This window comes from [Clostridium] aminophilum, from assembly GCF_900101295.1.
Classification (GTDB): Bacteria; Bacillota; Clostridia; order Lachnospirales; family Lachnospiraceae; genus Clostridium_R; species Clostridium_R aminophilum_A.
On sequence record NZ_FOIL01000018.1, the window covers coordinates 14,283 to 37,891 of the forward strand.

Annotated in this window: 27 protein-coding genes; all 27 read left to right on the plus strand. The window is 49.6% G+C overall.

Going from position 1 to position 23,609, the window contains the following annotated elements; translation table 11 throughout:
- Position 1 precedes the first annotated feature (1 nt).
- Positions 2 to 2,782 (plus strand): TrlF family AAA-like ATPase, encoded by a 2,781-nt coding sequence (locus BMW41_RS06380; protein WP_074649369.1) that lies wholly within the window; start codon positions 2 to 4, stop codon positions 2,780 to 2,782.
- Between the two features lie 485 nt (positions 2,783 to 3,267).
- A complete protein-coding gene (locus BMW41_RS06385) occupies positions 3,268 to 4,482 on the plus strand; it encodes an AAA family ATPase (protein ID WP_074649370.1) in 1,215 nt (404 codons plus the stop codon).
- Positions 4,479 to 5,147, plus strand: a complete 669-nt coding sequence (locus tag BMW41_RS06390; protein WP_074649371.1) for an RloB family protein — start codon at positions 4,479 to 4,481, stop codon at positions 5,145 to 5,147. The genes BMW41_RS06385 and BMW41_RS06390 overlap by 4 nt, the downstream gene beginning before the upstream one ends.
- Positions 5,148 to 5,229: 82 nt before the next feature.
- Positions 5,230 to 5,574 (plus strand): YlxM family DNA-binding protein, encoded by a 345-nt coding sequence (gene ylxM / locus BMW41_RS06395; protein WP_083378813.1) that lies wholly within the window; start codon positions 5,230 to 5,232, stop codon positions 5,572 to 5,574.
- A gap of 15 nt (positions 5,575 to 5,589) precedes the next feature.
- The gene (gene ffh, locus BMW41_RS06400; RefSeq protein WP_074649373.1) at positions 5,590 to 6,975 is read left to right on the plus strand and encodes a signal recognition particle protein; all 1,386 of its coding nucleotides are present in this window, start codon (positions 5,590 to 5,592) and stop codon (positions 6,973 to 6,975) included.
- A gap of 78 nt (positions 6,976 to 7,053) precedes the next feature.
- Entirely contained in the window at positions 7,054 to 7,296 is a 243-nt protein-coding gene (gene rpsP / locus BMW41_RS06405; RefSeq protein WP_031471437.1) for a 30S ribosomal protein S16, read from the plus strand.
- Positions 7,297 to 7,328: 32 nt separating this feature from the next.
- A complete protein-coding gene (locus BMW41_RS06410; protein WP_031471438.1) occupies positions 7,329 to 7,559 on the plus strand; it encodes a KH domain-containing protein in 231 nt (76 codons plus the stop codon).
- A gap of 166 nt (positions 7,560 to 7,725) precedes the next feature.
- Positions 7,726 to 8,238 carry a ribosome maturation factor RimM gene (rimM, locus tag BMW41_RS06415; protein ID WP_074649374.1) on the plus strand — a complete coding sequence of 171 codons (513 nt, stop codon included), beginning with the start codon at positions 7,726 to 7,728 and terminating at the stop codon, positions 8,236 to 8,238.
- A gap of 100 nt (positions 8,239 to 8,338) precedes the next feature.
- On the plus strand, positions 8,339 to 9,148 hold the full coding sequence (gene trmD, locus BMW41_RS06420; protein WP_074649375.1) for a tRNA (guanosine(37)-N1)-methyltransferase TrmD: 810 nt from the start codon (positions 8,339 to 8,341) through the stop codon (positions 9,146 to 9,148).
- 228 nt (positions 9,149 to 9,376) lie between these two features.
- Positions 9,377 to 9,721, plus strand: a complete 345-nt coding sequence (gene rplS, locus BMW41_RS06425) for a 50S ribosomal protein L19 (protein ID WP_074649376.1) — start codon at positions 9,377 to 9,379, stop codon at positions 9,719 to 9,721.
- Between the two features lie 154 nt (positions 9,722 to 9,875).
- Positions 9,876 to 10,751: a ribosome biogenesis GTPase YlqF gene (gene ylqF / locus BMW41_RS06430; protein WP_074649377.1), complete on the plus strand. Its 876-nt coding sequence runs from the start codon at positions 9,876 to 9,878 to the stop codon at positions 10,749 to 10,751.
- Complete coding sequence (locus tag BMW41_RS06435; protein ID WP_177171178.1) at positions 10,733 to 11,380, plus strand: ribonuclease HII; 648 nt, start codon at positions 10,733 to 10,735, stop codon at positions 11,378 to 11,380. The genes ylqF and BMW41_RS06435 overlap by 19 nt, the downstream gene beginning before the upstream one ends.
- The gene (locus BMW41_RS06440; RefSeq protein WP_420341568.1) at positions 11,377 to 11,763 is read left to right on the plus strand and encodes a YraN family protein; all 387 of its coding nucleotides are present in this window, start codon (positions 11,377 to 11,379) and stop codon (positions 11,761 to 11,763) included. The genes BMW41_RS06435 and BMW41_RS06440 overlap by 4 nt, the downstream gene beginning before the upstream one ends.
- 223 nt (positions 11,764 to 11,986) lie before the next feature.
- Positions 11,987 to 12,571: a 16S rRNA (guanine(966)-N(2))-methyltransferase RsmD gene (gene rsmD, locus BMW41_RS06445; protein WP_074649378.1), complete on the plus strand. Its 585-nt coding sequence runs from the start codon at positions 11,987 to 11,989 to the stop codon at positions 12,569 to 12,571.
- Between the two features lie 97 nt (positions 12,572 to 12,668).
- Positions 12,669 to 13,175, plus strand: coding sequence for a pantetheine-phosphate adenylyltransferase (gene coaD, locus BMW41_RS06450; RefSeq protein ID WP_074649379.1), 507 nt, complete (start codon positions 12,669 to 12,671; stop codon positions 13,173 to 13,175).
- Positions 13,176 to 13,193: 18 nt separating this feature from the next.
- Positions 13,194 to 13,787: an SPFH domain-containing protein gene (locus tag BMW41_RS06455; RefSeq protein WP_031471446.1), complete on the plus strand. Its 594-nt coding sequence runs from the start codon at positions 13,194 to 13,196 to the stop codon at positions 13,785 to 13,787.
- Positions 13,788 to 14,008: 221 nt separating this feature from the next.
- Positions 14,009 to 14,806: an SDR family NAD(P)-dependent oxidoreductase gene (locus BMW41_RS06460; RefSeq protein WP_074649380.1), complete on the plus strand. Its 798-nt coding sequence runs from the start codon at positions 14,009 to 14,011 to the stop codon at positions 14,804 to 14,806.
- A gap of 131 nt (positions 14,807 to 14,937) precedes the next feature.
- A complete protein-coding gene (locus BMW41_RS06465; protein WP_074649381.1) occupies positions 14,938 to 15,507 on the plus strand; it encodes a hypothetical protein in 570 nt (189 codons plus the stop codon).
- A gap of 27 nt (positions 15,508 to 15,534) precedes the next feature.
- Entirely contained in the window at positions 15,535 to 16,629 is a 1,095-nt protein-coding gene (locus tag BMW41_RS06470) for an RluA family pseudouridine synthase (protein WP_074649382.1), read from the plus strand.
- 4 nt (positions 16,630 to 16,633) lie between these two features.
- Positions 16,634 to 17,182, plus strand: a complete 549-nt coding sequence (locus BMW41_RS06475; protein WP_074649383.1) for a Holliday junction resolvase RecU — start codon at positions 16,634 to 16,636, stop codon at positions 17,180 to 17,182.
- 96 nt (positions 17,183 to 17,278) lie between these two features.
- Positions 17,279 to 19,147 (plus strand): TIGR03960 family B12-binding radical SAM protein, encoded by a 1,869-nt coding sequence (locus tag BMW41_RS06480; RefSeq protein ID WP_074649384.1) that lies wholly within the window; start codon positions 17,279 to 17,281, stop codon positions 19,145 to 19,147.
- The gene (locus tag BMW41_RS06485) at positions 19,122 to 19,925 is read left to right on the plus strand and encodes a TIGR03936 family radical SAM-associated protein (protein WP_334292495.1); all 804 of its coding nucleotides are present in this window, start codon (positions 19,122 to 19,124) and stop codon (positions 19,923 to 19,925) included. The genes BMW41_RS06480 and BMW41_RS06485 overlap by 26 nt, the downstream gene beginning before the upstream one ends.
- Positions 19,922 to 21,079 carry a ribonuclease E/G gene (locus tag BMW41_RS06490; protein ID WP_074649386.1) on the plus strand — a complete coding sequence of 386 codons (1,158 nt, stop codon included), beginning with the start codon at positions 19,922 to 19,924 and terminating at the stop codon, positions 21,077 to 21,079. The genes BMW41_RS06485 and BMW41_RS06490 overlap by 4 nt, the downstream gene beginning before the upstream one ends.
- Before the next feature lie 148 nt (positions 21,080 to 21,227).
- Positions 21,228 to 21,539 carry a 50S ribosomal protein L21 gene (rplU, locus tag BMW41_RS06495; RefSeq protein ID WP_031471453.1) on the plus strand — a complete coding sequence of 104 codons (312 nt, stop codon included), beginning with the start codon at positions 21,228 to 21,230 and terminating at the stop codon, positions 21,537 to 21,539.
- Between the two features lie 6 nt (positions 21,540 to 21,545).
- Positions 21,546 to 21,869 (plus strand): ribosomal-processing cysteine protease Prp, encoded by a 324-nt coding sequence (locus BMW41_RS06500; RefSeq protein ID WP_074649387.1) that lies wholly within the window; start codon positions 21,546 to 21,548, stop codon positions 21,867 to 21,869.
- Positions 21,870 to 21,872: 3 nt separating this feature from the next.
- On the plus strand, positions 21,873 to 22,163 hold the full coding sequence (gene rpmA, locus BMW41_RS06505; protein ID WP_031471455.1) for a 50S ribosomal protein L27: 291 nt from the start codon (positions 21,873 to 21,875) through the stop codon (positions 22,161 to 22,163).
- 153 nt (positions 22,164 to 22,316) lie between these two features.
- The gene (gene obgE, locus BMW41_RS06510; protein ID WP_074649388.1) at positions 22,317 to 23,606 is read left to right on the plus strand and encodes a GTPase ObgE; all 1,290 of its coding nucleotides are present in this window, start codon (positions 22,317 to 22,319) and stop codon (positions 23,604 to 23,606) included.
- Positions 23,607 to 23,609: the final 3 nt, after the last annotated feature.

Sequence of the window (23,609 nt, forward strand, 5' to 3'; positions counted from 1 at the left end):
TATGGAATACGTAGGAACAAGATGGTACAAATGTGACTTCCATATTCATACAATGAGTAGTGAGTGCTATGCAGAAAAAAACACATATGAAGAATGGATGGAAGAGGTTTATAAAAAAGGATTAAACTGCATAGCTGTTACAGATCATAATGATTATCGTGCTATAGACACAGTGCGAGAAATTGGACAGAAAAAAGGAATTACAGTATTCCCTGGAGTAGAGGTTACTTGTGATACATCCAAGATTCATATGTTGATTCTTTTTGATGTAGATAAAACTCAAGAGAATGTACGTGATTTTTTAAATCGATTAGATATTGATTCGGGCTTAATCGGAAAAAGTATAGGGACTTCACAGTCAGTTTTTGATGTTTGTAAATTAGCAAAAGAAAAAGGCGCTTTGGTTATTGCAGCTCATATAGATGAACCGGCTTCCATAAGTGAAATGGCGCCACAGCAACTTCAAAAGCTTTTGAACGAAGACTATGTTGATGCTGTTCAAGTGGTAAATAGTATGGAATGGGAAGCGTATGCGATAACGAAGGATAAGCAAAAACTGTTTGATACGTTCAAAAAGAAATACGGACCAAGTGTGGATGAAAAGACTATTGAAACGTGGAGAAAAACTTACGAGAAGGTATTGAAAGCAAGAATACCGATGATAGCTGCATCCGATAATCCCAGTGAAGCAGGCTCAACAAGGCATGGTCTTTGGGGAATCGGGCGTAGGTTTACTTGGATTAAAATGGATAAGAATCCTAGTTTAGAAAGTGTAAGGCAAGCCTTCTTATCTACTGATGTGAGGGTTTGTATTGATACTGACTCGGATACCATACCTGAAAGAATTCCAGAATTATGGATTAAGTCACTTACAATTACCGATACTACGATAAATCCGCAAAACAGAGCTATTAGTCTTGATTTCAACCCGCAGTTAAATTGTGTTATTGGTGGAAGAGGCAGTGGAAAATCGTCAGTGGTAAGAACACTGACGGGTGGCCTTCAATTGGCAGATAGATCGACTGAAACCATTCAGGCAGAACAGGATAATTATTATAAACGTGTAAAAACAGATTCCAAAACCGGTGAATCATTGGGGATTTTAAAGGATAAATCTCAAATAGTGATAGAAATGGTTAGAAATAACGGATTATACAAAGTCGTTGTTTCTAATATAAAATCATCTAAGGATCAGGTTAGGAGAATTTATAGATATAACGACGAAGAACAGGACTGGATAGAAATAGAAGATAATTTCCTTGAGTTTATGAAAGCTCAGGTCTATACGCAAAAAGAGATTTTTGAAATTGCAAAAGATTCAGAGGCCCTATTAAAGATTATTGATCAAGAAATTGAAGAAACTGCCACCCTAAAGGCGAAGTGTGTCAAAGCTTTCGATGAGGTAATAAGAAAAAAGAAAGAAATACATGAATATGAACTGTTATGTTCCGGCGAAGAAATGCTTAAGACGGAAATTAGAGATTTGGATGATCAAATTACGTTATTTAAGAAAAGTGGTATTTCAGACCAAATCGAAGCAGTTCAGAACTTCTCAAACGAAGAAGCTGAAATAAATCGAATCAAGCTTTTGTTAAGCGAATATGAGACGAAACTTACAAATGCCGTGAATTCCGTGCCTTCTTTAGAGTTGAAGATAGAGATGGATAAATGCTCGAAAGAGCTGGCTGGGGTATATGATGTTATTTCACAAAAAGTTGGAGATGAATTGAATAAGGTCTTTCTTGCTATTGCTGAGATCAAGAACATACAAGAATCTATAGACGTGTTTCTGACGGATAGCGAGTGGATAAAAAAGAAAAATGATACACAGGTTGCATTTGACAAAGTAAAAAGTGATTTGGAAGAAAAGAATATCGAAGTAACGAAGTTAGGCGAGCTCATGAACCTAAAAACGGAGAAGGAGCAACAACTTTTACAGATAGGAGAGGTAAAGAAAAAACTAAAGACTGCAAATGGTGAACTCAGAAGGTTGGTAAAACAATATGAGCAGCAACTAATTGTATTGAGAAATGCCAGAGAAGGATTTGTCAGCAATGTCTTGGGGGATGATGATAATGTTCAGATAAAATTTATCCCTGCAGCTAATCGAGAATCGTTTGAAAAAGAGATTAAAGAACTGATCGGAAAAGATGGCGTAAGAGTAAATGAAGATATACAGAAACTTGAGGAAATTGTATTTGGTAAAAAAGGTATTGATGAATATCGTAATATCATAAGACAGATAAGAACGGATCAGGAGTTAAAGGAATCTTTTTCAGCGACATTTAAAAAGGCTATACGAGAACTGGACACGGATAAGTTTTATAGACTAGAGGAATTGATTCCTAACGACGAGCTCGTCGTAAGTTACAAACCAGAAGGTGGAAAGAAATATGTTCCGTTGAGTACGGCATCTGCAGGACAAAAGACTACAGCTATATTAACCTTTATATTGGCTTATGGGAACGTACCGTTAATTTTGGATCAGCCAGAAGATGATTTGGATAATAAACTTGTATATGAACTTGTTGTAAAACGCTTGAAGATAGCTAAACGTAATCGTCAAATAATAGTTATTACACACAATGCAAACATTCCGGTAAACGGCGATGCCGAGTACATAACCTCAATGGACTCAGACAGTGTTTCTGTAAAAAAGAAATACGAAGGAACGCTCGATCAAGCCGAAATACGTTCTGAAATATGTGATGTTATGGAAGGTAGTGAGTTTGCATTCAGTATGAGAGCTCATAAGTATCATTTGCAAGTTGCAAAGGAGTGATTCCTGACATCACTTTGTATTCCGCGCTGGTGAACTGACATCCCTGATCCGAGTTATGGATATTGTGCCTTGCGACCTTGAATACCTTTTGGCAGGCCTGAATGCAGGCATTTGTGTGGAGCGTGTCATCCAGTTCCGGCCGACGATCATGCGGCATAGTCAATAATGGCTGTCAGATACAGAAAGCCGTGCTCGATCGGGATATAGGTGATATCCGAGCGACCATGCCTGATTCGGATGCTTGATGACGGCATTTCTCAGCAAATCCGGCACCACCTGTGCCCGTTTCAGGTACATGGATGAGTAGGGTTTCCCACCTCGAAAAACGCCATAAACCACGGCAGCAAATCTATAAAATCAATTTAGAGAAAAAAATATGCATTACAAATTATACAGATTGACATTGATATCTGTAAAAGATTAAAATACAATTGTATCATTGAGGATGATTTTGATTAACATCATGGCTTGCGCGAGGTGTGGGAATGATCCGATATTTTTCATTTAAGAACTTTAAGTCGTATAGGTCGGAAACCATATTTGATTTTAAGGCAGCAGCAATCCCAGAATTCAAGGAAAGTTTGCTTAGCAGTATCGAATCGGAGAAGGACGGGGATATATTACCTGTCAGTGTTCTGTATGGACCAAACGGCGGCGGAAAAACTAACCTGTTACAGGCCCTTGCATGTCTTATATCAATCGTTGTACGACCGGTGGCAGAACTGGAGAAGAACAGGGAAAGCCTGGTGTTGCAGCATTATGTATCCTGCCAGCCATATCTGTTGGATGATGAGTCGCAAAATGAGCCGACCGAATTCCAAATATACTTTAGGATAAAAACGAATGAATACCGTTACTATATTGCGGTAAAAAATGGAACGGTTGTTTCGGAAAGCCTGTATTGGAGGGCGATAGGCGGTCATAAGACAGGGACGGTTTTTGAGCGGGAAAAGTCTGAGATCACACTTGGAAGCACCATAAATAAAGTGAGTGTAAACCGACTTGTGAATCCAAAGATGCCATACCTGTCGTTTCTAGCGATCAACTATAATATTCCGGTCATTTCAGAGGTTGTTACCTGGTTTGAAAGTTGCATTATTCAGAGCTATGCAGTTCCTGAAGTAGACCGGCAAATCATGATGGCAGATAATGTGGAGCTTAAGAAAAAAATTATACGAGCTCTTAATGATCTGGATATCGACATCATGGATTATCGATATGACACGGCGGAAAAGGAACTTTATACAAGAAGAATCCTTGAGGGAAAAGAGTATGAACTACCATTTTCTTCGGAATCGGACGGTACAAAGAAGCTACTTGCCGCACTTCCGATTCTTCTTATTGCACTGCAGGACGGACGGCTTGTCATCATTGATGAACTTGATGCAAAACTTCATCCGAAACTTCTTCGATACATCATCCGGCTTTTTAAAAATCCAGAGGTTAATCGTCGTGGCGCACAGCTTATGTTTTCATCACATGATCTTACAACGATGAAAAACAGCGTTTTCAGAAGGGATGAAATTTGGTTTTCGGCATTGGATCGGAATCATGAGAGCAAGATCTATTCTCTCTATGATATTCGGGATGAAAACGATCGGCATGTCAGCAGTTCTGCTGCGTACGATAAGCAGTACATGGAAGGAAGATATGGAGCGGATCCGTATCTTGAGAATCTTCTCGGGGAAGAATGGTTATGAGCCTAAAACCGTTAAAGAAGAGTGATCTTGGTAAGGATTGGGTCAAAAATGATCGTTATGTCAGAAAGATAGGAATTAATCCGGAGTATCATTTGATCGTAACGGAAGGAACCGATACCGAGCCAAATTACTTTGAGGAAATCAGAAGGATCATAAACGAAAAATACAGTGACCGAATTGTGCTCAAGGTGGAAGGAAAGGGCGACAATACTTTGAATTTGTTTGAAAAAGCAAGACAAAGTGCGACTGGCCCAAATGATTATAAACATGTATGGATTGTTTATGATACGGATGATTTCCCGGCTGAACGTATTAACAAGACAGCAGAGCTTTGCAGAAAGACGGAAGGAGACACCACCCGGTTTCATGCCATTTGGTCCAATCAGTGCATTGAATTATGGTTTCTTCTTCATTTTGGATTTTATCAAACCGATATTCATAGAAAAGAGTATTGGCCCAAGTTAACGGAGTGGTTGTCTTACGTAGGGAAAGGTAAGTATAAGAAAAACAGGAAAGATATGTATACTGTCCTTAGACCTTACATGGATTTTGCAATAGAAAATGCAAAAAAACTCGATAGGATGAACGCAGGAAAAACACCAAGCGCATCTGCCCCGGGTACGAAGGTTTATGAACTGATTGAAGTATTAAGGCCGTACCTGTGATGGTTAGAAGATATTTTACGGTGTCAAGAAAAAACTCTTGACACCGTTTTTTTTATCCTGTAAGATAGCACAGGTGATGCAGTTGGAAAAAATTGTGAAGCAGGGAATCCTGTATGATTTTTATGGCGAGCTTCTCACGAAACATCAGCGGGAAGTGTATGAGGATCTGGTCCTGAATGATATGTCTCTGGCCGAGATTGCCGAAGAGCAGGGTGTGACGAGACAGGCGGTCCATGATCTGCTCCGCAGATGCGATAAGCTCCTGGAAGGATATGAGGAAAAACTCGGTCTCTATGAAAAGTTCCGCAGGACGCGGGAGCTGACCGGGGAGATCCGTGAGATGGCGGAGAAATGCCGCAGGAGCGGAGATCTTTCCCTTGTTCCGAAGATTGAAGAGCTGTCGGAAAAAATACTTGATATCGTGTGAGCCGCAGGAGGACATATGGCATTTGAGAGTCTTTCAGACAAACTGCAGAACATTTTCCGGAATCTGACCGGTAAGGGAAGATTGTCGGAAGCAGATGTGAAAGCAGGTCTCCGGGAAGTGAAGCTTGCGCTGTTAGAGGCGGATGTAAACTTCAAGGTTGTCAAAGATTTTATAAAGAAAGTTCAGGAACGGTCCGTCGGCACCGATGTGCTGGAAGGCCTGAACCCGGGACAGATGGTCATCAAGATCGTCAATGAAGAGATGGTCAGCCTGATGGGCTCGGAGACGACGGAGATTAAATTCCGCCCGTCCAACGAGATCACGGTTCTGATGATGATCGGTCTTCAGGGTGCCGGTAAGACGACAACGGCGGCAAAACTCGCCGGAAAGTTCAAACAGGCCGGCAGAAAGCCGCTTCTGGTTGCGGGGGATGTCTACCGTCCGGCAGCGATCGAGCAGCTTCAGCGCAATGGAGAAAAGGTCGGAGTTCCGGTTTTTGCCATGGGCAAGGCGGATCCGGTCAACATTGCGAAAGCGGCCATCGAACACGCGAAGAACACCGGAAGCAATCTGGTGATTTTGGATACAGCCGGCCGTCTTCAGATTGATGACAGGCTGATGGAAGAACTTCAGAACATCAAGGCTTCGGTTGCGGTTGACGAGACGATCCTTGTGGTTGACTCCATGACCGGTCAGGAAGCGGTCAATGTCGCATCGACCTTCGATGAGAAGATCGGCGTGGACGGCGTGGTTCTGACGAAACTTGACGGTGACACCCGAGGCGGTGCAGCGCTTTCGATTCGTGCCGTAACCGGAAAGCCGATTCTCTATGTCGGCATGGGCGAGAAACTGGAGGATCTCCAGCAGTTCTACCCGGACCGCATGGCATCCAGAATCCTCGGAATGGGCGATGTTCTTTCCCTGATCGACAAGGCAACGGCGATTGTCGACGAGGATGAGGCGAAGAAACTTTCCCAGAAGATCCGCAAAGCGGAATTTGATTACGACGATTTCCTGAAACAGATGCAGCAGCTCCGCAAACTCGGCGGACTGGGCGGCATTCTCGGAATGCTTCCGGGGATGGGAAAACTGAAGGATATTGATCTTGAGAGCGGTGAGAAACAGATGCACCGCATCGAGGCGATCATTCATTCCATGACCGCGGAGGAGAGAAGTCATCCGGATCTGATGAATCCGTCCCGCAAAAAGCGCATTGCCAGGGGCGCAGGCGTCGATATTGCGGAAGTGAACCGCCTGGTAAAACAGTTTGCGGATATGCGGAAAATGATGAAACAGCTTCCGGGTATGATGGGAAAAGGAAAAAAACATGGCGGTTTCGGAGGCTTCGGCGGATTAAACGTCATGGGCGGAATGTTCGGGAGAAACAAGTTCCCGTTCTGAGAGAAATAAGCGTATGATCGGCATTTTGTGCCGTTGTACATAAAGAAAATTACAGATCGATATGATCAGGAGGAAATTATCATGGTAAAGATGAGACTGAAGAGAATTGGTATGAAGAAGGCACCGTACTACAGAATCGTAGTTGCTGATTCCAGATATCCGAGAAACGGCCGCTTCATCGAGGAGATCGGTTCCTACGATCCGAACACTGAGCCGGCTACCGTAAAGTTCGATGAGGAGAAGGTTAAGACCTGGATCTCCAACGGCGCTCAGCCGACAGAGACTGTTGCACGTCTTCTCAAGACAGCTGGTCTTCAGTAATCAACTGCTGACTTGACGAAAAGGTGGTGCGCATGAAGGAACTTGTGGAGGTCATCGCCAAGGCTCTTGTAGACAGCCCGTCTGAGGTTGTTGTCACAGAATCCGAACAGGATAATGAGATCGTGGTACAGCTGCATGTAGCACCTTCCGATATGGGAAAAGTGATCGGCAGGCAGGGAAGAATCGCAAAAGCGATCCGTACGGTCGTGAAAGCGGCTTCTTCCGGCAGCGACAAGAAAGTCACGGTAGAGATCGAAGAATAATGGAAAGACCGCGGCCCTTTTTCGGGGCAGCGGTTTTTCATTGGTGGAGCATTTTGCGGGGGATTTTCAGGCTTAGTGCGGAAAGAAACATCACCGGGCACTTACTTCGGATATCGTGCGGTGACAGAAAAAGCGCTCTGAGACAGATGCGCCGAAAGGACAGAATATGGTTGATTTACTTCGTGTTGGCGTGATTACGTCCGCACACGGCATTCGCGGTGAGGTTAACGTATTTCCGACCAGCGATGATCCGGAACGGTTTGAGAAGCTGGAAAGCGTCATTGTCAAAAAGGGCGCGCAGGAGACAATCCGCCGGATTGAGAATGTCAAATATTTCAAGAAAATGGTGATCCTGAAGCTGGAGGGCATCGATGACCGGAACGCGGCGGAACTGCTGAAGAGTAACGATCTGATGGTCGACCGCGAACATGCCCAGAAGCTGGAAGAAGGGGAATACTTCATTGCGGATCTCATCGGGCTGAAGGTTGTGACCGATGACGGTCAGGAACTCGGAATTCTGAAGGATGTCATGGAGACAGGGGCAAATGACGTCTATATCGTCAAGACGGCCGGCGGAAAAGAGATCCTGCTGCCGGTGATCCCGGACTGCGTACTTCGGGTTGATCTGGAAGCGGGACTGGTGGAAGTTCACCTGATGCCGGGGCTTCTGGATCTGTAAAAACAGTTCCGGTCAGGTCCTGCGGGCGGATTCCGGAGTATTTCAGCGGATATTCCGGCAGGCCTGACGAACGCTGCCCATCACTTATTGGAGGTTTTTTATGCATTTTCATGTTCTGACTCTGTTTCCGGAAATGATCGATCAGGGTGTATCGACCTCGATCACGGGGCGGGCAATGGACAAGGGACTGATTTCCGTTGACGCCACCAACATCCGGGATTTCTCGGAGGATGAAAAACATCATCACGTCGACGATTACCCGTACGGCGGCGGCGCCGGAATGGTTATGCAGGCGGCGCCGGTTGTAGGTGCGGTGGAGCATGTGTGCAACCGGGTGACCGAGGAGGGACGGAAGAGACCGCGTGTTATCTATATGACGCCCCAGGGCCGTGTGTTCAGCCAGAAGATTGCGCAAGAACTGGCACAAGAAGAAGATCTCGTCTTTCTCTGCGGTCACTATGAGGGAATCGACGAACGGGCGCTGGAAATGTGCGTGACGGATTATCTCTCCATCGGCGACTATGTGCTGACGGGAGGCGAGCTTCCGGCCATGGTGATGATCGACTGCATATCCCGTCTGGTTCCGGGGGTACTAAACAACGACGTCTCGGCCGAGTTTGAGACCTTCCACGACAATCTTCTGGAGTATCCGCAGTACACGAGACCGGAGGAATTCATGGGGCGGAAGGTTCCGGCAATTCTTCTCTCGGGGGATCACAAAAAGGTCGATGAGTGGAGAAGAGAGCGGTCCATCGAGCGGACGCTGGAACACCGGCCGGATCTGCTGGATGAAACGTTTCTTTCAAAGAAAGAAAAAAAGTTTCTGGCAGAACTCCGAAAGGAAAAAGAGACACCGGCTGACGCCGAAAATTCTGCAGCACCGTCCGGCGAGTCAGAGCCGAAGGCGTGACGCCGAGAATTCTGCAGCGCTGTCCGGCGAGTCAGAGCCGAAGGTTTGACGCTGAAATTTTTGCGGCAGGGCATGGAACCCTGCCTTCGCATCCGCTTTTGCGGCACAAGAAAAATGCTTGCAGTTATGCGGGTTTTATGATAATATACTAAATCGTGAAATGAAGAGATGTTCCGCTGTTACGGATGAGTATTAAGAGCATCAAATATTTTGAGGAGGTTCATACCGATGAACGAGATCATTAAGAAGATCGAAGAAGCACAGTTAAAGGAAGTAGCAGAGTTTGCAGTAGGTGATACTGTTCGCGTTTCCGTAAGAATCGTTGAGGGTACCAACACCAGAACTCAGGTATTCGAGGGCACTGTTCTGAAGAGACAGGGCGGCGGCGCAAGAGAAACCTTCACCGTAAGAAAGTCTTCCCACGGCGTAGGCGTTGAGAGAACATGGCCGGTTAACTCCCCGAACGTTGAGGCGATCGAGGTTGTTAGACACGGTAAGGTTCGCAGAGCGAAGCTGAACTACCTTAGACAGAGAACCGGTAAGGCTGCAAAGATTAAGGAAGTTATCCGATAATCGAATTTACTTTTCTGTGACGACTGGGGAGGGGCAATGCAAATTGTCCCTCCTTTAATGTTTCATAGGAAATTTCTCCGAAATTCCCTATGAAACAAAAACGCGAAGAGTGTTTCACCCGTTTGCGCGAGAAGCGAATAGAAAGAGAGAAGCTATGAATATACAGTGGTACCCGGGTCACATGACCAAAGCCCGGCGTGCGATGACCGAAGACCTGAAACTGGTCACCCTTGTCATCGAGATCGCCGACGCGCGACTTCCTCTCGGAAGCCGCAATCCGGATATTGACAAAATGGCCGCGAACAAAGACCGGCTGATTCTTCTGAATAAGGCGGATCTGGCGGATGAGCAGCTCGTGAAACAGTGGATCGAGTGGTACGGAAAACGAGGTATCCGCGCCGTTCCGCTGGATTCCCGCGTGACAAAGGACGTCCGCCGGATGAGGGCGGTCATTATGGATGTCTCCAAGGAGCGGATTGAGCGCAACCGCAGAAGAGGAATTCTGAATAAACCGATCCGCGCGATGGTAGCCGGCATTCCGAATGTGGGAAAATCGACCTTTATCAACTCTATCGCCGGAAAGACAGCAGCGAAGACCGGAAACAAGCCGGGTGTCACCAGAAGCGATCAGTGGATTCGCCTGGATAAGACCCTGGAACTGCTGGACACGCCGGGAATTCTGTGGCCGAAATTCGATGACAATCTGGTCAGCCGCAATCTGGCCTTTCTCGGTGCCATCAGCGATGACGTTCTTCCGCAGGCGGAACTGGTGCTGGAACTGATCGAATATATGCGCCGGGCATATCCGGACACCTTCCGGGCGTGGCTTAAGACGGAACTGACGGAGGAGATGGACGCTCCGTCTCTGCTCACCGAGGAGGCGCGGGCAAGAGGCTGCCTTAAGGCCGGCGCGGAGCTGGATTATGACCGGGCGGCAGCACTTTTTCTCACGGATTTCCGTGCGGGAAGAATGGGACATGTTACACTGGAGATACCGCCGGAGGAAAGTATATGGCATTGCGAGAACTGAAAGGTGAGAAGCTGGAACAGGAACTGGTGCGGCTGGAAGGTATGAAGGAATATGAAAAGGCGCACCCGGACTGTGAAATGATCTGTGGTCTGGACGAGGCGGGACGCGGCCCTCTGGCAGGGCCGGTGGCGGCCGGTGCGGTAATCCTTCCGAAAGACTGCACGCTCCTTCATCTGAATGATTCTAAGAAGCTTTCACCGGCAAGAAGAGATGCGCTCTATGACGAAATCCGCGAAAAGGCGGTTGCCTGGTCCGTCGGTATTGTGACCGCGGAGGAGATTGACGCGCTGAATATTCTGCAGGCAACCTATGAGGCGATGCGGAGAGCGGTGGCCGGTCTCGGCGTGACACCGGATCTTTTTCTGAACGATGCCCTGATTGTGCCGGGACTTCCGGAGGATAAGCAGATCAAGATCATCAAGGGAGATGCAAAGAGCGTCTCCATTGCGGCCGCTTCCATCATGGCAAAAGTGACAAGGGACCGCATGATGGAGGAATATGACCGGGTCTGGCCGGCGTACGGGTTTGCCAAACACAAGGGATACGGAACAAAACAGCACTATGAGGCGATCCGGGAGAACGGGCTTTGTCCGATTCACCGGAAGACATTCCTGAAGACCATCCACTGATCAGAAAGAAGGCGATTGCTTCGGAGGGTTCCAGCAGAAATCAAAGAAAAGAAGGAAGCAAATATGAAGCGGCCTGTGCCGTGTTTCTAGAGTCCATCGGTTTCCGGATTCTGGAACGGAATTTCCGTAGCCGGTTCGGCGAGATCGATCTGATCGGCCGGGAGAACGAATATCTTGTCTTTGTGGAAGTGAAATACCGGAGGGACGGCCGCAGCGGAGATCCAGCGGAGGCGGTCGACGCGCGGAAGCAGCAGAAGATTCGGATGACGGCACAGTATTATCTGACAAGAAACGGGATTTCGCCCGATGTGCCGATCCGGTTTGACGTCGCGGCCATTCTCGGGAACCGGATTCACCTGATCCGGGATGCGTTTTCGTTTTGACAGTGAATCACGTTCCGCGTGTAAATATCGCTCTGAGAACGGAAAGGTCTTGTGAAAAGCCGGTGCAACATTTATAATAAAGATACCTATGCGCAGAATGCGGACGGGCCGGATTCCACATGGCGGTTTTTGGCCGTTTCGCGGCAGTTGCCGGATGACTCATGCGGGTATGGGTTCCGGCTCGTTGCTCGCATAATTTCAGACAGAGCGGGGGAACAGGCGGATGAGAGTTATTGCTGGATCTGCAAGGCGTCTGCTTCTTGTTACGGTGGATGGAAATGATACCAGACCAACCGGTGATAAGATCAAGGAGACGCTTTTTAATATGCTTAATTTTGAACTTCCGGGTGCGGTCTTTGTGGATCTGTATTCCGGGAGCGGTGCCATTGCGATCGAGGCCCTGAGCCGCGGCGCACAGAAGGCATATCTGGTTGAGAATAACCGGAAAGCGGCTGCCTGCATTCAGAAGAATCTGGAAACCACCCGTTTTACCGAACAGGGTGAGTTGATGATCTGCGATGTGATGGCCGGAATCCGGAAACTGGAAGGCCGCGGCGTGAAGGCGGACATTATTTTCATGGATCCGCCGTACAACCATGAGTATGAGAAAAATGTTCTCGAACGGCTCAGTAATTCATCGCTGGTCGATGACTCCACCCTGATTGTGGTAGAGGCGTCCAAAGAGACCAAATTCGATTACGCGCAGGAGTTTGGCTATCAGCTGGAAAGAGAAAAAGTGTATAAATCCAGCAAGCACGAGTTCTTCCGGAGAAAAAGCGCCACAGCGGAGGCTTCGGAGAACGAGTGAAAAACGCAGACAGCGGAACCGTTCCGAGCGGAAAACTGCTGTGATCGCTTGGAAAAATGAAGATTCATTTTTCCGGAGTTTGGGGGATATATAGTATATGAAGACTGCGATTTATCCGGGCAGTTTTGATCCGGTGACGCTGGGACATGTTGATATCATTGAGCGTTCTGCAAAAATTTTTGATAAGGTGATCGTCGGAGTTCTGCGCAACAGCGCAAAATCTCCGTTGTTTTCCGAAGAAGAACGTGTTAATATGTTAAAGTACGTAACAAGGGATATTCCGAACGTCGAAGTTCTGTCATTTGACGGGCTTCTCGTTGATTTTGCGAGATTAAACGGCGCCAATGTCATCATCCGCGGGCTTCGCGCAGTGACGGATTTTGAGTATGAGCTTCAGCTGGCGCAGATGAATCGTGTGATCGCACCGGAACTTGATACATTATTTCTTACCACAAATCTCAAATATGCTTATCTCAGTTCCAGTATGGCGAAGGAAGTCGCGATGTACGGCGGGGATATCTCCGCATTTCTTGATCCGGAAATAGCAAAAAAGGTCAGAGATAAATTCAGGGGGAAAATCCTGGGATACCAGGGAGAACGATAAACAGAGGAGAAAAGGGTCATGAGCAAGATCGAGCAGATCATTTCAGAAATTGAGGAGTATATTGCAAGCTGCAGAACACAGCCGTTTTCCAATGAAAAGATCATTGTTAACCGTGAGGAGATGGAAGAGCTTCTCACCGAGCTTCGAATGAGGACCCCGGAAGAGGTTAAACAGTATCAGAAAATTATCAGCAATCAGGATGCGATTCTGAATGAATCCAGAGCGGAGGCCGACAAGGCGAGAAATGCCGCAAAGACAGAGGCGGACACCATGATTGCGAGAGCGCAGGCGCAGGCCGGACAGATGGTTGAGCAGAGCGAGATCACACAGCAGGCACAGGCCAGAGCGGCGCAGATCATCAGCCAGGCGCAGGCACAGGCTCAGGAGATCGTGGACAACGCTGTTCTTCAGGCCAACACGCTGAAACAGCAGTCTCTGAAATATACGGACGATATGCTCGGCGGACTTCAGAGCATTATTCAGCATTCTCTTCAGGATGCGGAAAGCCGCTTTGATTCGCTTCGCGGTTCTCTCCAGTCCAGTTATGAGATTGTCTCGAGCAACCGCAATGAGCTTGCCGGAAGTCTCACCGGAGCGGATGATAACCGGTAACAGGCGGACAGACAAAGTTCGCGAGCGGACTTCGGCTCCGCCATCCTCTCAATCTTGATGGGAGGCCCGCGGATTTTGCGAGCTGATGTGACAGCCGTATAGGAACGCATACCGAGATTGGCCGCTGGCTCCTTCTCAGGCATACGAACGACAGTAAGCCGGATGGGATTATCCCACCGGCTTTCCTTTGTGATAGGAAAACTCCGGAAAGGAGAACGGGAATGAACATTGCCATTGTCACAGGCGCATCATCCGGAATGGGAAAAGAGTGCGCGGAGATCCTTGCGGACTGTTTTTCGGGTATCTCGGAGATCTGGCTCATCGCCCGCAGAAAAGAGCGGCTTGAGAAACTGTCTGAGTCTCTTCCGGTGAAGACGAAAATAATTTCCGTCGATCTGGGAAAAGAGGGGGCAGTCCGTACTCTGCAGGAGGAACTGGAAAAAACTTCGCCTCGGGTCCGTTTTCTGGTCAATGCGGCCGGGTTCGGCGCCATCGGAAAGGCCGGGGAGATTTCCGCGGACCTGTCCGCGTCCATGATTCGGGTAAACTGCGAATCCCTCACGCGGATCACGGAGACGGTTCTCCCGTATATGCCTGTGAACAGCCGTATTCTGAACTTTGCTTCCGCCGCGGCTTTTCTGCCGCAGCCGGGATTTGCCGTCTATGCAGCGACGAAGGCATACGTTCTCTCTTACAGCCGCGCTCTGGGAGCGGAACTGAAACCGCGTCGGATCGCTGTGACGGCGGTCTGCCCGGGGCCGGTGCGCACGGAATTCTTTGACATTGCCGAGAGAACCGGCGAGATTCCGGTTTACAAGAAACTGGTGATGGCAGATGCGGGGCGTGTCGCGAGGGCTGCTGTCCGCGACTGTATGGCGGGGAAAAGTATTTCGGTGTACGGAATCACCATGAAGGGATTTCGTCTCCTGTGCTCGATTCTTCCGCATGAATGGTTATTGAAGATTTGGGATGTATTTTCGCCCGGGAATACGGATTCGTCCGGGCAGGAAACGGTTTGAAATATGGGATGAAATTCCGCCCCGGGAATACGGATTCGTCCGGGCAGGAAACGGTTTGAAATATGGGATGAAATTTTGCCCCGGGAACATGGATTTGCCCGGCCCGGAGGCAGTATGAAAGGAGAAAATGCTTGAGCAGGATTGAGAAAGGAACATACGGGTACAGAGACCAGTATAAAAAGAGACAGATCGGATACATTAGCTTTTTCGGCGCGCTGATTCTGGTGGGACTTGGCGTCCGTTTTTTAGCGGATTTCAGCTATCACACGGCTCTCGGATCCATTGCGGCCGTGCTGGCGGCGATTCCTCTCGCGAATATCCTGTCCCCGTTTGTGGTTCTTTATCCGTGGAAGACGATGAAGAAGGAAGATTACGATCAGTATTCCGCACGGGAAAAGGATTTCCGCATACTGTATGATCTGATCATCACAACCAAGGAGGACGTGATGGTGATGGATGTGCTGGTCGTTCATCCGACGGGGATCTACGGCTGGTGCACCAACCCGAAGGTGGTGACGGACCGTGCGGAAGACAATGTCAACAATACACTGGCCGCGATGCATCTGGACCCGAATTTTCATGTGATCAAGGACAGGAAAGTGTTCGACAAGCGGTTTGATTCGCTGAAGCCGGCATCAGAATACGAGGATGACGGTACCGTCAATTACGCGGTGGAAGTTCTGGAAAAGATTTCCGTCTGAATCCGTAAGAAGAATAAGGATATAGAAATGACAGAACGTATCATTGGAAAAAATGACGCCGGTCAGCGTTTTGACAAATACCTTGCAAAACTTCTTCCCAACGCGTCCAAGGGGTTTCTTTATAAGATGCTTCGGAAAAAGAATATAACGCTGAACGGAAAAAAGGCCGACGGTACCGAGAAGGTTCTGGCCGGCGATGTCATCAAGCTGTTTTTCTCGGATGAGACCATGGAGAAGTTTTCCGGCAGTCCGCTTCCGGCTTCCAGTGCCGCTTCGGATGCAGCACCGGAGGGGAGAGGAACCCCGGATGGGCGAAGAACTCCGGCGGTTCGAATCCGTGACCGGTATCCGTCCCATCCGCTGAATGTGATCTATGAGGATGAGCATATTCTTCTGGTCAACAAACCGCAGGGGATGCTGACACAGAAGGCAAAGGACACCGATGAGTCGCTGAATGAGTATCTGATCCGGTATCTTTTTGATCAGGGATCGCTGACGGAGGAGGAATTTCGCACGTTTCATCCCTCGGTGGCCAACCGTCTTGACCGCAATACCAGCGGAATTGTGATCTGCGGAAAGACACTCCCGGGCCTTCAGGGAATGGCGGAACTCATCCGGAATCGCAGCATCGGAAAATACTATTATGCGATCGTGCTCGGGAAATCGGACCGCGGCATGACCGTCCGCGGATATCTGGAAAAGGATGAGCGGAGCAATACGGTCCGGCTTTACGGGCCGGAGGATAAGAAAGCTGCAGGACCGGATGCCGTTCCGATTGAGACGGCGTACCGGCCCCTTTTGACTGCACCGGTTGGGCCGGACGGAGACGTTTACGCCACACTGATGGAAGTCCGCCTGATTACCGGAAAAACCCATCAGATCCGCGCGCATCTGGCGTCTCTGGGACATCCGGTCGGAGGCGATGCAAAGTACGGAGATGCCGCATTCAACCGGATGCTGAGAGACTGCTACGGAGTCCGTATGCAGCTTCTTCATGCGAGAAGACTGGAATTTCCGAAAACCATGCCGGCGGGGCTGGACGCGCTTTCCGGAAAGGTCTTTGAGGCGGAACCGCCGCTGAAGATGAAACAGCTCATCCGTGAGATTCGGAATCGGAGGTGAGCGGATGGGAACCTGGAACGGACACGGACTTCGCGGAAGCACGCTGGAGGAACTGATCAACCGGACAAATGAAATCTATGGGGAACGGAAACTGGCACTGATTCAGAAGATTCCGACTCCGATTACGCCGGTGCAGCTGGATTCCGGCACCGGCCGGATTACGCTGGCGTATTTTGACCAGCAGAGTACGGTGGATTACATCGGAGCGGTTCAGGGGGTGCCGGTTTGCTTTGACGCGAAGGAATGCGCGAAGGACACATTTCCCCTTGCCAATGTTCACGAACATCAGGTGGAATTCATGCGGGCCTTCGAAGAACAGGGCGGAGTGGCATTTCTGATCATCAGCTATACACAGAAACGGGAAATGTATTATCTTCCATTCCGAAATCTCAGCTGGTTCTGGGATCGGATGAAAGACGGCGGACGAAAGAGTTTCACGTTTGAGGAACTGGACAAGACATGGAAAATCGAATCCAAAGGGGCGATTTTTGTGCATTATCTGGAACCGCTGGCCCGCGATCTCGAATCAAGGGATGATACGGAAGAATTGTAGAGGATAAAGCCTGAACGCAAATGTTCAGACTTTATTTGTCAGCTCGGATACGGGGCCGGACCAATCCGGCCCGCACCGGAGCCTGGAGGATAACATATGAGAAAACTTGCTTTGACGGACGATATACTGCTTTCGATCTCGGAACCGGCACGTTATATCGGCGGTGAAGTCAACAGTGTCCTGAAGGAGAAGGACAAGGTGGATATTCGCTTTGCCATGTGCTTTCCGGATGTCTATGAGATTGGAATGTCCCATCTCGGAATCAAGATTCTGTACGATATGCTCAACCGGAGAGAGGATGTCTGGTGTGAGCGGGTATACTCGCCGTGGACGGACCTGGATGAAATCATGCGTCAGCGAAAGATTCCGCTGTTCGCTCTGGAGAGCCAGGATCCGATCGGGGAATTTGATTTCCTCGGAATCACCCTGCAGTACGAGATGTGCTACACGAATATTCTGCAGATTCTGGATCTCTCGGGGATTCCGTTCCATGCAGAAGACAGAACCTGGGACGATCCGATCGTCATCGGGGGCGGACCCTGTGCGCTGAATCCGGAACCGATCGCCCCGTTCTTCGATATGTTCTATATCGGGGAAGGCGAGGTCTGTTATGACCGTCTGCTCGACACCTATAAGCTCTGCCGGGCGCAGAACAAGACGCGGCGGGAGTTCCTTCTGGCTGCGGCGCAGATCCCGGGTATCTATGTCCCCATGTTTTATGATGTGACATATCGGGAAGACGGAACGATCCGGTCAATGAAACCGAATGAGCCGGATGTGCCGGAGACCGTGAAGCGTGTTCTCTGGATGGATATGACGGAAGCGGTTTATCCGGATAAGCCGGTGGTGCCGTTTATCAAGGCAACGCAGGACAAGGTTACGCTGGAAGTCATGCGAGGCTGCATCCGCGGCTGCCGTTTCTGCCAGGCCGGTATGATCTACCGCCCGGTCCGGGAAAAGGATCCGAAGCATTTGGAAAAACTGGCGGACGCCCTTCTTCATAATACCGGCTATGAGGAGATCACCCTAAGTTCCCTCTCCACGAGTGACTACCGCGGGGTGGACGAACTGCTGAATTATCTGATTGAGAAGCACGGAAAAAACGGCGTCAATATTTCGCTTCCGTCCCTTCGCATCGATCAGTTCTCGCTGGATGTCATGAGCAAGGTTCAGGATATCAAGAAGTCGAGCCTCACCTTTGCACCGGAGGCAGGTTCCCAGAGGATGCGCGACGTCATCAACAAGGGACTGACCGAAGAGACGATTCTCGGCGGTGCCGAGCTGGCGTTTAAGGGCGGCTGGAATAAGGTAAAACTGTATTTTATGCTCGGTCTTCCGGGGGAAAATGAGGACGATGTCCGCGGAATTGCGGAGTTGTCCGAGAAAATTGCGGAACTCTATTACGACACCGTTCCGAAAGAAGAGCGCAGCGGTAAATGTTCCGTCACGGCAAGCACCTCGTTCTTCGTTCCGAAGCCGTTCACACCGTTCCAGTGGGCAAAGATGGATTCGGCGGACGAATTCCTTCACAAGGCGGCCATCGTCAACCATGCGATGAAGGAAATGCTGAACCGCAAGAGTCTTCGTTATCACTGGCATGAATCCGATGTCTCGGTGCTGGAGGGCATCTTTGCCAGAGGCGACCGCCGGGTGGCAGACGTCATTGAAAAAGCGTACCGGAAAGGTTCCATCTATGATGCGTGGAATGAGAGATTCGTGCTGGAAAACTGGACATCCTCGTTTGAGGAGTGCGGTGTGGATCCGGATTTCTATGTCCGCAGAGAACGTCCGGTGGACGAGATTCTTCCGTGGGATTTCATCGATGCCGGCGTTACCCGGTCTTTCCTTGAACGGGAGTGGGCAAATGCGAAAAAAGGAATTGTGACGCCGAACTGCCGGGAGCGCTGCTCCGGCTGCGGCATGAAGAAGATGGGAGGAGGTGTGTGCTTTGAAGATCAGAATTAAATTTCGTAAGCAGGGATTTGTGCGCTTTGTGGGTCATCTGGATCTGATGCGCACATACCAGAAGACCATGAAGAGAGCCGATGTCGCGATCAAATACAGCGGCGGTTTCAGCCCGCATCAGATCATGAGTTTTGCGTCTCCGCTGTCGGTCGGAATGATCAGTAACGGCGAGTATATGGATATCGAGGTGGAACATTGCGGAACCAGCGCAGAGATGGTGGAGCAGGTGAACAGCTGTGTGCCGGAAGGTATGGATATTCTCAGCTGGCGCCAGCTCGATGACAATACTAAAAATGCGATGAGTCAGGTTGCGTTTGCGGATTACAAGGTCTGGTTCAAGGAGGGATCGGCTCCGGAATCCGAGGAGGAATTCTGGGCCGGATTCGGAAGATTTGTGGAACAGGACCACATCCCCTATGTCAAGAAGACGAAAAAGGGCGAAAAAGAACTCGATCTCCGGGAACGAATCCTGGAAGCGCGGCCGACGACACCGCTCGGTATTATGGCCGTGATGTTCGGCGATGCCAGGATCGGGGATTTTGACCGTGTTCTGATTTCGGATCCGTCCGAGAGATCCGGATATTTCCTGCGCCTTGCCAGCGGAAGCGCGGCCAACACGAAGCCGGAGCAGGTTCTGGAAGCGTACTGCGCATCCATCGGAATGGAGTATCCGAAATTTGACATACAGGTGGAGAGGGAAGAACTCTATGCCAATGTCGGTACCGAGGAGGCACCGGTTCTGAAATCACTGGAAGATTTCGGAAAGGAGATCCGTTGAACCGTTTTGTGATTACGGAACTCGAAGGAAAAACGGTCACGGCGGGATATGACAACGGCCGGCTGATGGCCCTGATTCCGGAGGAAAACGATGGAGATGGAAAAATCGGTGAGATCTTTGTCGGGAGAGTTCAGAATGTCCTGAAGAACATCAATGCGGCATTTGTCGAATATCTCCCGGGAAAAATCGGATATCTGAGCTTTAAGGAAGCCCACGGCCGTCCTCTGAGGAACGGAGAATGCTTTCCGGTTCAGATCGCAAAAGAGGCGGTAAAGACAAAGGATCCTGTTCTGACATGCGAGCTGTCCTTTCCGGGGCGTTATTCCGTGGTGACCGTGGGAGACGGCGGAATCGGCGTCTCGGCCAAAATCCGGAGCGACGCGGAGCGGGAGCGGCTGAAGGGCATCGCCGGCCTGCTGCTTGACGGAGAATACGGGGCAATCATCCGGACGGCCGCTGACGGGGTCCCGGAAGAGGAACTTGCGGAGGAACTCCGGAATCTGCGGAAGACAGCGGAAGAAACCGTCCGGAAAGCCGGAATGCGCACGCCCTTTACCAGACTTCGGGACAGTGATCCGGAGTACATCCGGCAGCTTCGCGACACGGCATCTTTTCTCGAAGAGGTGGTAACGGACCTGCCGGAAGTCAGGGAGCGGATCGCAGAGTATTTTCGGCAGGAAGCGCCGGACGGACTGGAAAAACTTCGGTTTTACGAGGACTCCATGATTCCTCTGGCAAAGCTGCGCGGGCTGGAAAAAGAACTGGACGGGGCGCTTCGAAGCCTTGTATGGATGAAGTCCGGCGCCAATCTTGTCATTGAGCGCACGGAGGCGCTGACGGTGGTTGATGTGAATACCGGAAAATATATCACCGGAAAAAAGATGCGCGACGCCGTCCGGAAAATCAATCTGGAAGCGGCAGAAGAGGTGGCACGGCAGATGTCTCTCCGGAATCTGACCGGAATGATCCTCATTGATTTCATCAACATGAAAGAAAAAGAGGACGTGGAAGAAGTTCTGAGATGCCTTCGGGATGCGGTTTCGAAAGATCATGTTCGAACGGTAGTGGTCGACATGACGGCACTCGGGCTGGTGGAGGTTACCCGACAGAAACAGAGAAGGCCGATTGCGGAAGTGTTCCGGCGTTGTCTGTGAAATTTCCCCGAAAAAAACAAAAATAACGATTGACAAAGATTTTCACGATTGTTATATTACTAAAGTATGCCGCACAGCGAGGCTGTAAGTGCACCCATTGGGGGTGCCGCCAAAGCTGGCGAGTAATTATAATAGGAGGTGCCATCAGATGTATGCGATTATAGCTACCGGTGGTAAGCAGTACAAGGTTGCCGAGGGCGACGTTATCCGCGTTGAGAAGCTCGGTGCAAATGCTGGCGAGACTGTAACTTTTGATCAGGTTCTGGTTGTCGGAAATGACGGAGACCTGAAGATCGGTACGCCGGTTGTTGACGGTGCAAGCGTATCCGCTTCCGTTGTCAAGGAAGGCAAGGCTAAGAAGGTTATTGTCTACAAGTACAAGCCGAAGAAGAGCTACCACAAGAAGAACGGTCACAGACAGCTCTTCACAGAAGTTAAGATCGAAAAGATCAACGCTTGAGACTAAATGGTCGAAGCAAAGTTGTATTATGACTCTGAGGGTCAGGTAAGAAAAGTCGAGATGAACGGTCATGCCGGTTTCGACGAATACGGCCGGGATATTGTATGCGCTGCGGTTTCGGTTCTTGCTCTGAATTTTGCCAATTCGGTGGAAGAATTCACGGAGGACCCGTTCACGGCGGATCAGGATTCCGGGGTGTTTCACTTTTCCTTTACCGGTGAGATCAGTAAAGAGTCAGCTCTCCTTGCGCGTTCCTTTGTTCTCGGTCTCGAGAGCATTGAAAAGCAGTACGGAGATGAGTATATCAGGATAATTGACAGGGAGGTGTAAACTATGTTCAACATGAACCTTCAGCTGTTCGCTCATAAAAAGGGTGTCGGCTCTACAAAGAACGGCCGTGATTCCGAGTCCAAGAGACTTGGCGCCAAGAGAGCAGACGGACAGTTCGTTCTGGCAGGCAACATCCTGTACAGACAGCGTGGAACACATATCCATCCGGGAGTTAATGTAGGTCTTGGTAAGGACGATACATTATTCGCTAAGGTTGACGGTGTTGTAAAGTTCGAGCGTAAAGGCAGAGACAAGAAGCAGGTTTCTGTTTACCCGAGAGCAATCAACGAGTAATCAAACCGAAGTCCCGTACGTCTCGCGCGTACGGGGCTTTTTTCTGTTATGGGAAATTACGGGAATTTTCTATAACAGAAAAAAGCCATTGCGCGCAAAAACGAAACAACAACGGAAAATAATGAATAGATCGAAACATACGGAGGAGAAGACATGTTTGCTGACAATGCAAAAATTTATATCAGATCCGGAAAAGGCGGCGACGGCCATGTCAGCTTTCGCCGTGAGAAGTTTGTGGCTGCGGGAGGCCCGGACGGCGGTGACGGAGGAAAAGGCGGCGACGTCATTTTTCAGGTCGATAAGGGCCTGAATACGCTGAATGATTTCCGCCACGTCCGGAAATACAAGGCAGGCGACGGAGGCGCGGGTGAAAAGAGAAAACGTCACGGTGCCGACGGCGAGGATATTATCCTGAAGGTTCCGGAGGGAACCGTGGTCAGAGATGCGGAGTCCGGTCAGGTGATCGTCGATATGTCCGGAGAAAACCAGAGAGTGGTTGTTCTGAAGGGCGGAAAGGGCGGTCTCGGAAACCACCATTTTGCGACTCCGACCATGCAGGTGCCGCAGTACGCCCAGCCGGGAAAACCGGCACAGGAACTCTATGTCGTGCTGGAACTGAAGATGATCGCGGACGTCGGTCTGGTGGGCTTCCCGAACGTCGGAAAATCCACACTGCTTTCCCGGTGCTCCAACGCAAGACCGGAGATTGCCAACTACCACTTTACAACGCTTCAGCCGCATCTCGGCGTAGTGGATCTCGCCCAGGGAGAAGGCTTTGTGATGGCCGATATCCCGGGAATTATCGAGGGTGCGGCGGAAGGCGCAGGGCTCGGCCTTGATTTCCTTCGCCATATCGAGAGAACCCGTGTGCTGATTCATGTGGTGGACGCCGCATCGACGGAGGGAAGAGACCCGATCGAGGATATCCGCGCGATTCAGCATGAGCTGGAAAAATACAGTGTGGATGTCTCCAAAAAGCCGCAGATTATCGCGGCCAACAAGGTGGATTCGATTGTGACGGAAGAAGGGGAAGAAGACCCGATCCGCCGTATCCGTGAGACATTTGAGCCGGAAGGCTTCAAGGTGTATCCGATTTCGGCAGTATCCGGCGAGGGTGTGAAAGAACTGCTGTGGTACGTCAATGACGTTCTGAAGACCGTTCCGAAGGAGGCCATGTTCTATGAGTCCGAGTATGAATATGTGCCGCAGGTGGAAGATCTTCCGTATACGGTGGTGATTGACGACAAGGGCAATTTCGTTGTCGAAGGTCCGAAGATTGAAAAGATGCTCGGATATACCAATCTGGAGTCGGAGAAGGGCTTCCAGTTCTTCCAGAAATTCCTTAAGAAAGCCGGCATTCTCGATAAACTTGAGGAGATGGGCATCAACGAAGGCGATACGGTTCGAATGTACGGACATGCATTTGACTATTACAGAGAGTAAGTT

Coding starts and splice junctions, on each gene's coding strand:
- BMW41_RS06380 (WP_074649369.1), top strand. CDS start 2: ATGGAATACGTAGGAACAAGATGGTACAAATGTGACTTCCATATTCAT.
- BMW41_RS06385 (WP_074649370.1), top strand. CDS start 3,268: ATGATCCGATATTTTTCATTTAAGAACTTTAAGTCGTATAGGTCGGAA.
- BMW41_RS06390 (WP_074649371.1), top strand. CDS start 4,479: ATGAGCCTAAAACCGTTAAAGAAGAGTGATCTTGGTAAGGATTGGGTC.
- ffh (WP_074649373.1), top strand. CDS start 5,590: ATGGCATTTGAGAGTCTTTCAGACAAACTGCAGAACATTTTCCGGAAT.
- BMW41_RS06410 (WP_031471438.1), top strand. CDS start 7,329: ATGAAGGAACTTGTGGAGGTCATCGCCAAGGCTCTTGTAGACAGCCCG.
- rimM (WP_074649374.1), top strand. CDS start 7,726: ATGGTTGATTTACTTCGTGTTGGCGTGATTACGTCCGCACACGGCATT.
- trmD (WP_074649375.1), top strand. CDS start 8,339: ATGCATTTTCATGTTCTGACTCTGTTTCCGGAAATGATCGATCAGGGT.
- rplS (WP_074649376.1), top strand. CDS start 9,377: ATGAACGAGATCATTAAGAAGATCGAAGAAGCACAGTTAAAGGAAGTA.
- ylqF (WP_074649377.1), top strand. CDS start 9,876: ATGAATATACAGTGGTACCCGGGTCACATGACCAAAGCCCGGCGTGCG.
- BMW41_RS06435 (WP_177171178.1), top strand. CDS start 10,733: ATGGCATTGCGAGAACTGAAAGGTGAGAAGCTGGAACAGGAACTGGTG.
- rsmD (WP_074649378.1), top strand. CDS start 11,987: ATGAGAGTTATTGCTGGATCTGCAAGGCGTCTGCTTCTTGTTACGGTG.
- coaD (WP_074649379.1), top strand. CDS start 12,669: ATGAAGACTGCGATTTATCCGGGCAGTTTTGATCCGGTGACGCTGGGA.
- BMW41_RS06455 (WP_031471446.1), top strand. CDS start 13,194: ATGAGCAAGATCGAGCAGATCATTTCAGAAATTGAGGAGTATATTGCA.
- BMW41_RS06460 (WP_074649380.1), top strand. CDS start 14,009: ATGAACATTGCCATTGTCACAGGCGCATCATCCGGAATGGGAAAAGAG.
- BMW41_RS06470 (WP_074649382.1), top strand. CDS start 15,535: ATGACAGAACGTATCATTGGAAAAAATGACGCCGGTCAGCGTTTTGAC.
- BMW41_RS06475 (WP_074649383.1), top strand. CDS start 16,634: ATGGGAACCTGGAACGGACACGGACTTCGCGGAAGCACGCTGGAGGAA.
- BMW41_RS06480 (WP_074649384.1), top strand. CDS start 17,279: ATGAGAAAACTTGCTTTGACGGACGATATACTGCTTTCGATCTCGGAA.
- rplU (WP_031471453.1), top strand. CDS start 21,228: ATGTATGCGATTATAGCTACCGGTGGTAAGCAGTACAAGGTTGCCGAG.
- BMW41_RS06500 (WP_074649387.1), top strand. CDS start 21,546: ATGGTCGAAGCAAAGTTGTATTATGACTCTGAGGGTCAGGTAAGAAAA.
- rpmA (WP_031471455.1), top strand. CDS start 21,873: ATGTTCAACATGAACCTTCAGCTGTTCGCTCATAAAAAGGGTGTCGGC.
- obgE (WP_074649388.1), top strand. CDS start 22,317: ATGTTTGCTGACAATGCAAAAATTTATATCAGATCCGGAAAAGGCGGC.